The 13,468-nt window shown below is 69.4% G+C and carries 10 protein-coding genes; 4 read left to right on the top strand and 6 right to left on the bottom strand.

The window, feature by feature from the left end; translation table 11 throughout:
- Nucleotides 1-95 precede the first annotated feature (95 nt).
- The 4 genes from ACZLZY_RS06440 to ACZLZY_RS06425 all read right to left on the bottom strand — a co-directional run bounded on the left by ACZLZY_RS06440 (nucleotide 96) and on the right by ACZLZY_RS06425 (nucleotide 6,196).
- Complete coding sequence (locus tag ACZLZY_RS06440) at nucleotides 96-875, bottom strand: SDR family oxidoreductase (protein ID WP_472932805.1); 780 nt, start codon at nucleotides 873-875, stop codon at nucleotides 96-98.
- A gap of 84 nt (nucleotides 876-959) precedes the next feature.
- Complete coding sequence (locus tag ACZLZY_RS06435; protein WP_472932803.1) at nucleotides 960-1,790, bottom strand: DUF2076 domain-containing protein; 831 nt, start codon at nucleotides 1,788-1,790, stop codon at nucleotides 960-962.
- Nucleotides 1,791-1,994: 204 nt separating this feature from the next.
- A complete protein-coding gene (locus ACZLZY_RS06430; RefSeq protein ID WP_472932802.1) occupies nucleotides 1,995-5,093 on the bottom strand; it encodes an efflux RND transporter permease subunit in 3,099 nt (1,032 codons plus the stop codon).
- Complete coding sequence (locus tag ACZLZY_RS06425; RefSeq protein WP_472932800.1) at nucleotides 5,090-6,196, bottom strand: efflux RND transporter periplasmic adaptor subunit; 1,107 nt, start codon at nucleotides 6,194-6,196, stop codon at nucleotides 5,090-5,092. The genes ACZLZY_RS06430 and ACZLZY_RS06425 overlap by 4 nt, the downstream gene beginning before the upstream one ends.
- A 339-nt stretch (nucleotides 6,197-6,535) precedes the next feature.
- Here ACZLZY_RS06425 and ACZLZY_RS06420 point away from each other — a divergent pair, with 339 nt between their 5' ends.
- Together ACZLZY_RS06420 and ACZLZY_RS06415 are read left to right on the top strand one after the other, a co-directional pair.
- Nucleotides 6,536-7,297, top strand: coding sequence for a response regulator transcription factor (locus ACZLZY_RS06420; RefSeq protein ID WP_472932798.1), 762 nt, complete (start codon nucleotides 6,536-6,538; stop codon nucleotides 7,295-7,297).
- Complete coding sequence (locus ACZLZY_RS06415; protein WP_472932796.1) at nucleotides 7,294-8,556, top strand: ATP-binding protein; 1,263 nt, start codon at nucleotides 7,294-7,296, stop codon at nucleotides 8,554-8,556. The genes ACZLZY_RS06420 and ACZLZY_RS06415 overlap by 4 nt, the downstream gene beginning before the upstream one ends.
- Nucleotides 8,557-8,608: 52 nt before the next feature.
- On the opposite strand, the gene ACZLZY_RS06410 is transcribed toward ACZLZY_RS06415, so the two are convergent.
- Both ACZLZY_RS06410 and ACZLZY_RS06405 read right to left on the bottom strand, forming a co-directional pair.
- Nucleotides 8,609-9,397: a pyrroline-5-carboxylate reductase gene (locus tag ACZLZY_RS06410; protein WP_472932794.1), complete on the bottom strand. Its 789-nt coding sequence runs from the start codon at nucleotides 9,395-9,397 to the stop codon at nucleotides 8,609-8,611.
- A gap of 214 nt (nucleotides 9,398-9,611) precedes the next feature.
- Nucleotides 9,612-10,325 (bottom strand): hypothetical protein, encoded by a 714-nt coding sequence (locus tag ACZLZY_RS06405; protein ID WP_472932792.1) that lies wholly within the window; start codon nucleotides 10,323-10,325, stop codon nucleotides 9,612-9,614.
- Between the two features lie 293 nt (nucleotides 10,326-10,618).
- Between ACZLZY_RS06405 and ytfQ the strand changes: the two genes are divergently transcribed.
- Together ytfQ and ACZLZY_RS06395 are read left to right on the top strand one after the other, a co-directional pair.
- On the top strand, nucleotides 10,619-11,596 hold the full coding sequence (ytfQ, locus tag ACZLZY_RS06400) for a galactofuranose ABC transporter, galactofuranose-binding protein YtfQ (RefSeq protein ID WP_472932790.1): 978 nt from the start codon (nucleotides 10,619-10,621) through the stop codon (nucleotides 11,594-11,596).
- Between the two features lie 207 nt (nucleotides 11,597-11,803).
- Nucleotides 11,804-13,318 (top strand): sugar ABC transporter ATP-binding protein, encoded by a 1,515-nt coding sequence (locus tag ACZLZY_RS06395; RefSeq protein ID WP_472932788.1) that lies wholly within the window; start codon nucleotides 11,804-11,806, stop codon nucleotides 13,316-13,318.
- The last annotated feature ends 150 nt before the right edge of the window (nucleotides 13,319-13,468 follow it).

The raw sequence follows: 13,468 nt of genomic DNA, 5'->3' as shown, positions 1-13,468 counted from the left end.
GGGCACTTCTCCCCGGAGGGGCGAAGAAGGCGCGTCGTCGTCGCGGCGGTTCGGTCCGACGTCGCTCTTCGCAGAGGTTTTCCGAGGCCGCTTCCCTACAGCACCCCCGGATAGGCCCCGCCGTCGATTAGCAGCGCCTGGCCGGTAATGTACCCGGCCTGCGCCGAGCAGAGGAACGCGCAGGCCGTGCCGAACTCGGCAGCGTCGCCGAAGCGTTTGGCCGGAATCTCCGACCGCCACTCGTCGCGGATCACCTCGATGTTAACACCTGTCCGCTCGGCCGCCGCCTGCTGGCCGGACTGCAGCCGCCGCGTGTCGAAGGAGCCCGGCAGCAGCGAATTGATGGTGACGTTGGCGTGCGCCACGGTGCGGGCGACGCCGGCGAGGAAGCCGGTGAGGCCGATGCGGGCGCCGCTGGAAAGGTCGAGGCCGGCGAGCGGCATCTTCACCGAGGCGGAGGTGATGTTGACGATCCGCCCGAATTTGCGTTCGACCATGCCGTCGATCACCCGTTGCACGAGCTCGATCGGCGCCACCATGTTGGCGGTGACGCCCGCGAGCATCGCGTCGCGGTCGATCTCGCGAAAGTCGCGCAGCGGCGGACCGCCATTGTTGTTGACGAGGATGTCGACGTGCGGGAGGGCGGCGAGCAGCGCGTCCTGGCCCTCCCGCGTGCTGACGTCGGCGACCACGGCGACCACCTCGGCGCCGGTCTCGGAGCGGATCGCCTCGGCGGTTTCCGCGAGCACTGCCGCGTCGCGGCCGTTCACCACCACGCGGCAGCCGGCCCGCGCCAGTTCCATGGCGCAGGCGCGCCCGAGACCGCGGCTCGACGCGCAGACGATGGCGTTGCGACCGATCAGACCGAGATCCATGGCGAAGTCTCCAGACGGGGCCGCCCGGCGGGCGCGGCGGTGCGCCACGGCTTACGGCGGACGGCCCCGGTCTGGCAATGCCGGTCAGATGTCGTCGAAGCCGCCATCGTCGAAGCTGCCGCCATCGTCGCCGCCAAACCAGCCGCCATCGTCCGAGGCGTTCTGTACCTCCGGCTCGTTGCCGGCGTCCTGGCCCGTATCCGCGGTGTTGCTGTCAGCCGTGTTGGTGTCGGCCTTGTCGGCGTCAGCGGTGTCGGCGGCCGCGGGTGTCGCATCGGCCGCCGGCTCGGCGGCCTTCGCCTCATGCCCGCCGAACATGTTGCCGATGGCATTGCCGAGGAGGACGCCGCCGGCGACGCCCATGGCGGTCTGCGCCGCGCCGGCCAGGAAGCCGCCGCCGCCCATGCCACCGCCCATGCCGCCCCCGAAGCCGCGTCCCTGCGGGGCGTAGCCGGCGGGCGTGGTCTGGGGGTCGCCCTGCTGGCCGCCGGCATTGCCCCAGGCGCCGCCGGGACGGGCTTCACCCGGGCGGGCACCGCCGACCGACGGGACCGAGCGCGAGGCGCCGCCGCCGAAGATGCGCGAGAGCATGCCGCCGCTTTCGGGGGCTGCGGCCGCCTGTGCCGCCGGGGCGGCCGGCGTGAAGGCCGAGGACTGCGGGGCGGAAGAGGCCTGCGAAGCCTGGCTTGCCGACTGCGCCGCCCGCTCGAGTTCCTCGATGCGCTTCTGCTGGTTGGCGAGCGCCATGTCCTGCATGACGATGGTCTGCGCCATGTAGTAGGGCGCGCCCGGCTGCTGGTTCAGGCTGTCGGCGATGAAACGCTCGGCCTCGGCATCGCGCGGGCCGGCCTGGCGCTCGACGTCGCCGAGCTTGGAAAAGAGGCCCTGGATCGCCTGGCGGTCGTTGTTGTCCATCGTCTGTCGCTCCCACTACCGTTGATCGGGCGGCACGTTGGCGTGCCGATGAGCAAGAGATGAGAACGCCGGCGCCGTTGCGCAACGGCTGGAAAGGCGCCGCGCGCACCGTTCGGCTGACATTCCTTTGACGCTTTCGTCAGGCTGCCGGGCGGCCTGTCCCACCGCTTGCGTCGCGTCTTTCTACCGCGGCCGCCGGCCCTGCTACTCCGCCGGCTGCACCTTCGCCGGCGTCGGCAGCAGCTTCGACAGGAGTCGGCCGAGGACGCGCTCGAAATCGTCCATCACCGTGTAGACCACCGGCACGTAGACGAGGCTGAGCACCGTCGAGGACAGGAGGCCGCCGATCACCGCGATCGCCATCGGCGCGCGGCTTTCGGCGTCGGCGCCGATGCCGAGTGCGATCGGAGCCATGCCGGCGGCCATGGCGATCGAGGTCATCACGATCGGCCGCGCTCGCTTGGTCGCCGCCTCGACCAGCGCCTGCGTCCGCGCCATGCCGCCGCGCCGGGCGATGATGGCGTATTCGACCAGCAGGATCGAGTTCTTCGCGGCGATGCCCATCAGCAGCAGCACGCCGATCAGCACCGAGACCGCCACCGTCGACCCCGTGAGGTAGAGGAAGCCGAAGGCGCCGCCGATCGAGAGCGGCAAAGCGGTGAGGATGGTGATCGGCTGGACGAAGGAATTGAACAGGAGCACCAGCGTTGCGAACATCAGGAGAATGCCGACGGCGATCGCCATGACGAAGCCGGAAAACAGCTCGGCCATTCGCTTGGCATCGCCCTCGGCCCGCTCGGAAATACCGGCCGGCAGGTTCTGCATCACCGGCAGCGCCGCCACTGCCGCGCGCGCCTCGCCAAGCGTCAGCCCGGTGAGCTCGGCCTCGACGGCGATCGTCCGGTCGCCGTCGACATGCGAGATGCTGGTCGGCCCGGCGCCGAAAGAGAAGGTCGCCACCGCATCGAGCGGAACGGTCGCCGCCGTGCCCTTGACCATCAGCGATTTCAGACGGGCGAGATCGCCGCGCGCCGCGTCCGACAGCGTCGGGATGACATAGATCTGCCGGTCGCCGAGATTGTATTTCGCCAACGACCGGTCGGCGTCGCCGATGGTGGCGACGTTGACGAGCGTCGCGATCTGGCTCGACGTGACGCCGGCGCTCGCCATGCGCTGCTTGTCCGGGGTGATCACCAGTTCCGGCTTGGCGGCAGCGGCCGAGGAGATCGGGTTGCTGATCCCCTCGATGCCGCGCATCTCGGTCGCCAGCTGCGAGGCCGTCGTCTCGAGGAGCGCGCTGTCGGCGCCGACGAGGGTGATCGAGACCTTCGCGCCCGATTGCCCGTCGGCGCCGAACTGCATGCGGGCGCCCGGAATATCGTCGAACAGCCGCGCCGAGCGCTTCTCGAAGGCCTGCTGGCTGACATCGCGATCGGCCCGCGGCTTGAGGTTGGCGGTGACCGTCGCGGCGGTGACCGAGGCCGCCGTACTGACGCGCACCGGCCCGCCGCCGCCTTCGGTGGTCGCGCCGACGGCGGTGAACACCGAGGCGACCTCGGGCTGCGCCTTCAGCTTCGCCGAGACCGCCATCGCCGCCGCGTCGGTCTCGGCGAGCGTCGAGCCGGGCTGCAGCTCGACCGAGACGATCGAGCGGCCGCGGTCGGCGGCGGTCATGAACTCGGTCGGCAGCTGCAGTGCGAGGAAGATCGAGCCGGCGAAAAAGAGGATGCCGGCGAGCACCGTCAGCCAGCGGAAGCGCATCGCCTGGCGGAGCACCGCGAGATAGCCAAAAACCCAGGCCGGCGTGTCGTCGTGGCTGGCATCGCTCGCCTTGACGAAGAAGGCGCCGAGGAGGGGCGTGAGGGTGCGCGCGACGAGCAGCGAGAACAGCACGGAGACGCAGACGGTGATCGCAAAGCTCGTGAACAGCTTGCCGGGAATGCCGGGCATGAAGGCCACCGGCACGAAGACGGCGACGATGGTCATGGTGGTCGCGACGACGGCGAGGCCGATCTCGTCGGCCGCCTCGATCGCCGCCTGGTAGGCGGTGCGGCCGCTTTCGCGCATGTGGCGGACGATGTTCTCAATCTCGACGATGGCATCGTCGACGAGGATGCCGACGACGAGCGACAGCGCGAGCAGCGTGATGTTGTTCAGCGAGAGGTCGAGCCAGGCCATGACGGCAAAGGTTGGGATCAGCGACAGCGGCAGCGCGGTCGCGGCGACCAGCGTCGCGCGGAGGTCGCGCAGGAACAGGAAGACGACGACGATCGCCAGTACCGCGCCGAGCCAGAGCGCCTCGATGGCGGCGTCGTAGCTCTCCTCGACGAACGTCGAGGACGAGGTCACCTCGGTGAAGCTGGCCTCGGGATCGGTGGCGTCGATCGCCTGCATGGCGTCGCGGACGGCGTGGGTGACGCCGATTTCGCTCGATCCCTTGGCGGAGTAGACGGAGAAGGCGACCACCTCGCGCCCGTCGAGCCGGGCGCGCGAGCGTGGCTCCTCCCAGCTGTCCTCGATCTCGCCGAAGTCGGCGAGCCGCATCGACTTGCCGTTGGCGAGCGCGATCGGCGTATCGGCAAGGCCCGCAATGGTGTCGACGCGGCCGAGCGTGCGCACCGACTGCTCCGACCGGCCGACCACGGTGCGGCCGCCCGACTGGTTGGCATTCTGCGCGGCCAGCGCCTGCGAGATGTCCTGAACGGTGACGCCGAGGGCGGTCAGCCGGTCGGGGTCGAGCTTGACCAGGATCGCCCGGCTGACGCCGCCCGAGCGGGTGATCTTGGAGACGCCGTCGACCTTCAGCAGCGCCTTCGAGATGTCGTTGTCGATGTACCAGGAGAGATCGTCGGGGTTCTTCGACGGGGCGTCGACGACATAGGTCAGCACCGAATTGTCGCCGGCGTTGACGCGGGCGACCAGCGGCGTGTCGGCGGCGGGCGGCAAGTCGCTCTCGACCGAGGTCACGGCGTTGCGCACGTCGTCGGTCGCCTGCGTCAGGTCGCTGCCCAGCGCGAACTCGATGGTGGTCGTCGAGGCGCCCTCGCTGACCGTCGAGGTCACGCTCTCGACATTCGACAGCGTGTTGACCGCGTTCTCGACGATGTCGGTGACCTGCGTCTCGATCTCGGTCGGCGCGGCACCGGTCTGCGTCACCGTCACCGTCACCATGGGAAAGTCGATGTCCGGCATGTTGTTGATGCGCAGCTGGGTAAAGCCCCAGCAGCCGGCGAAAGCGAGCGCGAGGAACATCACGATGGTCGGGACCGGGTTGCGGATCGACCAGGCGGAGATGCCGTTCATCGGGCGGCTCCCGCGGCGGCCTGCTCGGAGACGACGCGCACCGTGTTGCCGTCGTTGAGGAAGCCGGCACCGGTGGTGACGACGCGCTCGCCCTCGGCGAGGTCGCCTGTCACGGCGACGCGCCCATCGCGCCGTTCGCTGGCGGTGACGGGCCGAATGGCGACGGCATTGGCGTCGGTGACGATGAAGACCGCGGTCTTGCCGTCGCGCCAGGTGAGCGCGCTGTCGGCGACGGTCATCGCTTCGGCACCGCCGGCCGAGATCGTCGCGCGCACGAACATGCCGGCGCGCAGGCCCGAGCCCGCCGGCAGCGCGATCTCGACCCGGCCGAGATGGGTGGCGGAATCCACCGTCTCGGCAATATCGGCGATCTCGCCGGGGATGGCGGTTCCCGATGGTCCGGAGACCTCGGCGGCATCGCCCGCCGACAGCTTCGGCAGATAGTGCTCGGGTACGTCGATCGCGGCCCGGAGTGCGCCGTCGCGCTGGATCTTGGCGATTTCCGTGCCGGTCTGCACGGTGATGCCAAGCGTCGCCGGCCGTGACGAGACGATGCCGGCGAACGGCGCGCGGATGACGGTGCGGTCCTGTTGCACGGCAAGCGTGTTCAGCGCGGCCTTCGCTTTTGCGACGGTGGCGGCGGCAGTCTTCACCGTTGTCTCGCGCTCCTCCGCCGTCTCGGCCGACAGCGCGCCGGTCTTCGACAGGCGCTGGCCGCGGGTGTTGGACGAAACCGCGGTCTCAAAGCTCGCCTCGGCGCTCTCGATGGCGGCTTGCTGCTCGGCGATCTCCGCCTTGATCAGCGCGTCGTCGAGGCGCGCGATCACCTGACCGGCGGCGACCCGGTCGCCCTCGCGCACCAGCATCTCGGTCAGCGCGACGCCGCTGGTGGTCGCGGAAATGGTGGATTCCTGCCAGGCGATGACGAGCCCGGTGCCGGTGATCGCCTGCGCCACCGTCTCGCGCCGCACCGGGTCGACCGTCACCGTCAGGCTGGCGGGTGCCGGCGGCGCGGCTGCGGCCGCGCTGCCCTGTGCCGCAGCCGGAAGGCCTTGCGCAAGCAGCAGGGCGGATGCGAGCAGCAGCGCGGCGGGTGTCGACATCAGGGTCTTTCCAGGGTCGCGGAAAAGGAGTGCCGGGACGCTCGGTGGCGAACGTCCCGGCGTTTTTCGGCGTGCCTTGAGGGGTCAGGCGACACGCCGAACTGTGCTGCGGCAGGCAAGGGCCCGGCTCCGCTCGATCTCGTGGCCCTGACATAAGCGGTCCTGCCGGGCGGCAGTATGGCCCGGCAATGTCAATGTGTTACGAAAGATATCAGGGCGGCGGCCAAGGTCTTCAGTCCTGTCCCGGCAGCCAATTAGGCGAAACAGTTCGCAACAAGTTTCCGGTCGCCCCTCCGCCGGCGATGCGGGATAGAGGGTGGTGAAGCCGAGGACGTTGCCATGGACCCCAAGATCAAAGTGCTGGTCGTCGACGACGATCTAGAAATCCGGCGCCTGCTCGGCAAGTATCTCGACGGCCAGGGTTTCCAGACCGTGCTCGCCGGCAGCCGCCGAGAGTGCGAGCAGAAGCTTGCCGACGCCGAGATCGACCTTGTGGTGCTCGACGTCATGCTGCCCGACGGCTCCGGCCTCGACATCTGCCGCGAGCTGCGCGACCGCCGGCCGGACCTTGCCATCATCCTCCTCACCGCCCTGAAGGAAGACGTCGACCGCATCGTCGGCCTCGAGCTCGGCGCCGACGACTATCTTGGCAAGCCCTTCAACCCGCGCGAGCTCTCGGCGCGCATCAAGGCCGTGCTGCGCCGGAGCGGCGGCGGCACCGAGTCCGCCGCACCGCCGGCTGCCGGCTACCGGTTCGAGGGCTACGGCGTCGATCCGGAGCGCCGCAGCGTCTCGGCCGCCGATGGCAGCGAGGTCGATCTGACGGGGGCCGAGTTCGATCTGCTGCAGATCTTCCTCGAACGCCCGGGCCGCGTCCTGTCGCGCGACGTGCTGCTGGACCTCCTGCATGGCCGTGCCATTGACCCGTTCGACCGCTCGATCGACGTCACCATGAGCCGGCTCCGGCGCAAGTTCGGCGACAACGGCGTCTTCCGCCTGTTCAAGACCGTGCGCAACGGCGGCTACCAGTTCGCCGCCCGGGTCGAGCGCATCGATCCGGCTGGCCCTGTGAGCCCTGCCAGCCTGGACGCCAACACGTGAACTCGCTCCGCGCCCGGCTGGTCCTGCTGCTGATGGTCGCCATCGTCGCCGTCGCGATGCTGGCCGCTCTCGTCACCTACAACATCATCGGCCGCCCGCTGCGCCAGAGCTTCGACCGCGCCTTCGCCGAGGAGGCGCGGGTGACGACGACGCTGCTCGGCGGCTCGGTCGAGCGGGCGCGGATGATTGGCCTGACCCTCGGCGGTCCGCCCGACCCCGCGCGCATCGTTGCGGAACAGACCGAGGGGGTCAACCGGCAGCTCGCCGAGGACGGTGCGGGCTTTGAAGTCAGCGTGGTCCTCGGTCTGCCAAGCGACGCCGAGACGGGTTATCTCGTGGTGCCGCTGTCGGCCGGCGTCTTCATTTACCTTGCGTTCCCGACCTTGCCGCCGTCGCCGATCCCGCCGCTCTTTGCCTATCTCGCCATCGTCGTGATCGGTTCAATCGCCGTCGCGATCCTCGCCGCCAACAAGATCGTCAGTCCGCTGAAGATGCTGGAGCATGCGATCGCCTCGGTCGGGCCGGACGGCGACCTCCTGCGCATCGACGAGAAGGGGCCGGTCGAGGTGCGGGCGACCGCCCAGGCGCTGAACCGGCTGTCGTCGCGGTTGCGGTCGGCGATGGACAGCCGCATGCGGCTCGTCGCGGCGGCGGGCCACGACCTCCGCACGCCGATGACGCGGATGCGCCTGCGGGCGGAGTTCCTGCCGCCGGAGGAGCAGGAGACCTGGCTGAAGGATCTCGAGGAACTCGACCGGATCGCCGACAGCGCCATTCGCCTTGTGCGCGAGGAGGTCGCCGACCAAGCCGGCGAGGAGGGCGTGCGGCTCGACCGGCTGGTGGCCGAGATCGGCCGCGAGCTGACGGAAGTCGGCCGGAGCGTCAGCGTGGTCGCGGACGAGCCGGCCTGCGTCGAGGCCCGGCCGCTGGCGCTGAAGCGAGCGCTGCGCAACCTCATCGACAACGCCGCGACCCATGGTGGAGGGGCGAGCGTCCGGCTGCGACTCAACGGCGAGACGACGGTGCTGGAGATCGACGATTCTGGACCCGGCATTCCGGACAACCTACTCGAGCGCGTGTTCGAGCCGTTCTTCCGCGTCGATGCCGGCCGCCGCCAGACCGTTCCCGGCGCCGGCCTCGGCTTTGCCATCGCCAAGGAGATCCTCGATCAGGTCGGCGGCACCATCGACATCGCCAACCGGCCCGAGGGTGGCCTGCGCCAGACGGTTCGGCTGAAGACGGTGGAGATGGCGGGGTGAGGGGGCGGATCCGTCCCGTCGCCCGGCCTCCCGCAGAGCAAGCCTGGCCGGGTTAGGTTGACGCCCGCGGCGTGCCCCGCAGCCGCGCAAGCACGCCGTCGAGCGCTTCGCTCAGCGCGGCATAGGCGCAGTGCTCGGAGAGGTGGCGCTCGACCTGCTCGTTGATGCCGCCGACCGTCCGGTGTTCGACCGAGAGCGCGTGGAAGCTCGAGCCGGCGTGGAGGTCGGCGGTCTTGGCAAGCCCGGAGAACACCTGGCCGATGTAGCGGCGCCCGTCCTCGGCGGGAATGCCCTGGCCGGCCAGCCAGTCGACGATCGTCTGCCCCGCGGTGAAATGCGCGGCCATGATTGCGGAGGAGGCGGTGAGTGCGTCGTAGGCCGGCTCGTCCGGCACCTCGATCGCGACGCCGGCGCGCTCGAACAGCGCCTTGACCGTCGGATCCGGCGGGGTCAGCACCGTCGGTCCGGCGCCCAGCGCCATCGAGGGCAAGGGCACCGCGCGGGTGATCAGCGTTGCCGGCGCGACCATGCCGGAGAGGGTCGCCAGCGAGAAGGTGGCGATTAGGCTGAGAACGTGGTGATCCGCCCGGAAGCTGAGGCTCGGCAGCACGTCGGCGGCAATCTGCGGGCGCACCGCCATCACGGCAAGGCTACAGCCGTCGAGCACTGCTTGGTTGGAGGCGGCGATGCGGACCTGGTCGGGGAAGCGGGCGGCGAGCCGCGCCGCCGTCTCGGCATTGCGCGGCGACAGGAGGACGGCAAGGTCCGGGGAGGGGGCAGTCAGCAACCCGGTGACCATGGCCTCGACGATCGCGCCCGTGCCGATGAAACCCAGCTTCATGATGTTCCGCCTCTGCGATGCCTGCGCGCGCTGCGCGTCCGTTGCCGCTTGCCCGGATTCGCGCGAACGGCGGCGGCGAAATGTTTCACGGCTGGCACGGCAGGTAAACCGTCGCGGCAGCCGGCGGCGGAGACGTCTAGCGTCGCGACGTTGGTCCCGCGACAGCAACCAGCCGCACCCGCTCCGCTTTTCGGTGCGCGTTCCGACGAGGCCGTCAGTGCCCGACGATGGCGAGCGCGCCGTCGGTGATGCCGTTTACCGCGAACATCGCGCCGTCGCCGACGGTCCGGCCAACTGAGACGACGCCGTTGAGGACGCCGGTACCACTCGGCACGAGATCGGCGAGCTCAAAACTACGATCCTCCGGTCCTGCGGGGTAGGGGACGGGGTTTTCGGTGCGTTGAAGTTCCGGCGCGGAACCGGCCGACGCCATCAGCGCGTCGTCCGCCGGCAGGCGGTGCTGCCTCAAGGGTGTCGCGGCGTCGCCAGGAACGGCAGCCTGCCGGTCCGGCACGGCGGTGGAAGGCGTTGCCGTCCGGGCGAGCGTTGTGGGCGGCGTTGCCGTTGCCGGCGTTCTCGGCCGGACCGTCGCTGCAACGAAGGCTGGCCGCGGCGTCGGGATGACGGTGGCGGCGGCTGGTTCGGTGGGAAGCGCGGCCGAGGGGCTCTCGACGGCCGGCGCCACGGCGGCTGCCGCGGCCGCGGGCGGGAACGCGTCACGGGCGGGAATGGCGACGAAGCGGATGTTCGGCTGTGGCCTCTGGACCGCTGCCGTCTCGCTCTCGTGCCCGAGCAGGATCTTGCCCGGGGAGAAGCCACGCAGCGGAGCGTAGTGCAGCCCGGCCATCAGCACCGCCGAAGCGGCGATGGTGATCGAAGCGCGCCCTGCAACGCCGCCGAGACCTTGCCTGAATGTCGTCCTGTTCATCCTTGTCTCCTTCGCGTCCGGTGCAGCCAGACTGGGCGGAGGGCGCGGCGAAAGTCGGGCCTTCAGATAGCGTTTTGTGGCGGGATCCCGGTGTTTTGTTACGGAACATCGCTGGCGCCGACAAACCTCGCCGCGGAGGCATTTGCAGAAGCCGGGGACCGCGTGCAGGGAACCCATAGCCTCCACCCAAAGTCGCATTTCTTTTCACTGGACGTGAAAAGTCATATAATACTATCAATGGCCACCGGTTGGAGGATCGGTCTCGAAAGAGAACAGTTTTGGGAGGAACACGCATGAACACCTGGAAACTCCGGGCGGGTACGCTCGTGGCCGCAACCTTGACGGCCGCGACGTTGATGGCCTCGACCGCGATGGCCGCCGGCCTGACCGTCGGCTTTTCGCAGATCGGCTCGGAGTCCGGCTGGCGCGCCGCCGAGACCTCGGTCACCAAGCAGGAAGCCGAGAAGCGCGGCATCACGCTGAAGTTCGCCGATGCGCAGCAGAAGCAGGAAAACCAGATCAAGGCCGTCCGCGGCTTCATCGCGCAGGGCGTCGACGCCATCCTGATCGCGCCGGTCGTCGCCACCGGCTGGGACGCCGTCCTAAAGGAAGCGCAGGAGGCCGAGATCCCGGTCGTGCTGCTCGACCGCCAGATCGACGCGCCGGACTCGCTCTACCTCACCGCCGTCACCTCCGACCAGGTGCACGAGGGCAAGGTCGCCGGCGACTGGCTAGTCAAGGACATCGGCGACAAGCCGTGCAACGTCGTCGAGCTGCAAGGCACGACCGGCTCCTCGCCCGCGATCAACCGCAAGAAGGGCTTCGAGGAGGGCATCGCGGCGGCCTCGAACATCAAGATCGTCAAGAGCCAGACTGGCGACTTCACCCGCACCAAGGGCAAGGAAGTGATGGAGAGCTTCATCAAGTCCTCCAACGGCGGCAAGGACATCTGCGCCCTCTACGCGCACAATGACGACATGGCCGTCGGCGGCATCCAGGCGATCAAGGAAGCCGGCCTGAAGCCGGGCACCGACATCAAGGTCGTCTCGATCGACGCCGTGCCGGACATCTTCCAGGCCATGGTCGACGGCGAGGCGAACGCCACCGTCGAGCTGACCCCGAACATGGCGGGCCCCGCCTTCGACGTGATCGAGAAGTTCAAGGCCGACGGCACTTTGCCGGCGAAGTGGATCCAGACGGAGTCGAAGCTCTATACCCCGGCGGATGATCCGAAAGCGGTGTACGAGTCCAAGAAGGGTCTCGGCTACTAAGAGGCATCTGTGCGGCGGGCGCTTTTGGGCGTCGTGCCGCACACCCCCCTCTGGGCTGCCGCTCATTTCCCCCTCAAGGGGGGAGATCGATCATCGCCGGCGTCGACACCGCCGATCTCCCCCCTTGAGGGGGAGATGTCCGGCAGGACAGAGGGGGGTGCCGCCCGCCGCCTGTCAGCTGACGCGCGTCCCACCCCGCGAGGACCCATGACAGACACCCCCTTGTTGCGCATCGCCGGCGTCTCGAAATCCTTTCTTGGCATTCCCGCGCTTTCCGGCATCGACCTCGTCATCCGCGCGGGCGAGGTGCATGCGTTGCTCGGCGAGAACGGGGCGGGGAAGTCGACGCTGATCAAGATCGTCACCGGCGCCTACCGCCGCGATGCCGGCGACGTCTTCCTCGACGGCGCGCCGATCGATCCGCGCAGCGTTTCCGATGCGCAGGATCTCGGCATCGGCACCGTCTACCAGGAGGTCAACCTCCTGCCGAACCTCACCGTCGCCGAGAACCTCTTCCTCGGCCGCGAGCCGACGCGTTTCGGCCTGACACGCCACGGCGAAATGCGCCGCCTGTCGCGGAAAATCCTCGCCCAGTACGGCCTCGACATCGATGTCGGCGCGCCGCTCGGCCGCTATTCCGTCGCCGTGCAGCAGATCATCGCCATCGCCCGCGCGGTCGAGCTGTCCGGCAAGGTGCTGGTGCTCGACGAGCCGACGGCGAGCCTCGACGCCGCCGAGGTGAAGGTGCTGTTCGACGTCGTCCGCGGGCTGCGCGCCCGGGGCCTGGCCGTCGTCTTCATCACGCATTTCCTCGACCAGGTGTTCGAGATCGCCGACACCGTCACCGTGCTGCGCAACGGAAGGCTGATTGCGACCAATCCCGTCGCCGGCCTCGACCGGCTTGCCATCGTCCAGCTGATGCTCGGCCGCGCGCTGACCGAGGAGCACGACGCGACGACGCCCGCTTCCGGCGCGACCACCGGCACGCCCGCCATCCGCTTCCGGAACTACGGCCGCCGCACCAGCATCCAGCCCTTCGACCTCGACATCGCCCGCGGCGAGGTGGTGGGCGTCGCCGGCCTCCTCGGCTCCGGCCGCACCGAGACGGCGCGCCTCCTTTTCGGCATCGACCGCGCCGACACGGGCACCGCCGAGATCGACGGCAAGCCCGTCACGCTGTCCTCGCCGCGCGAGGCCATCGGCCACGCCTTCGGCTTCTGCCCGGAGGAGCGCAAGACCGACGGCATCATCGCCGAGCTCTCGGTGCGCGAGAACCTCATCCTCGCGCTGCAGGCCCGCCGCGGCTGGTCGAAGCCGCTCTCGCGCCGCGAGCAAGGAGAGCTCGCCGACCGCTACATCAAGGCGCTCGACATCCGCACCTCGGGCCCGGAGCAGCCGATCAAATTCCTGTCCGGCGGCAACCAGCAGAAGGTGATCCTCGCCCGCTGGCTCGCCACCGAACCGCGTTTCCTGATCCTCGACGAGCCGACCCGCGGCATCGACGTTGGCGCCCATGCCGAGATCATCCGGCTGATCAATAGCCTCTGCGCGGACGGCATGTCGCTCCTCGTCATCTCCTCCGAACTGGAAGAACTCGTCGTCTATTCCCGCCGCATCGTCGTGCTGGCCGACCGCGTCCACGTCGCCGAGCTCACCGGCGCGGCCGTGACGCCCGGCCGCATCATGCAGGCCATCGCGGCGCCTGTGGGGGCGGCGGCATGACGGCGGATCTGACGATGTCGGACACGACGCGGTGCACACCCCCCTCTGCCCTGCCGTGCATCTCCCCCTCAAGGGGGGAGATCAAGCGCGCCAAGGCCGGCTTCTATCGATCTCCCCCCTTGAGGGGGAGATGGGCGGCAGCCCAGAGGG

The sequence above is a fragment of the Mesocryomonas lacus genome (genome assembly GCF_055730135.2).
This window is presented reverse-complemented; position numbering and strand designations above follow the sequence as displayed.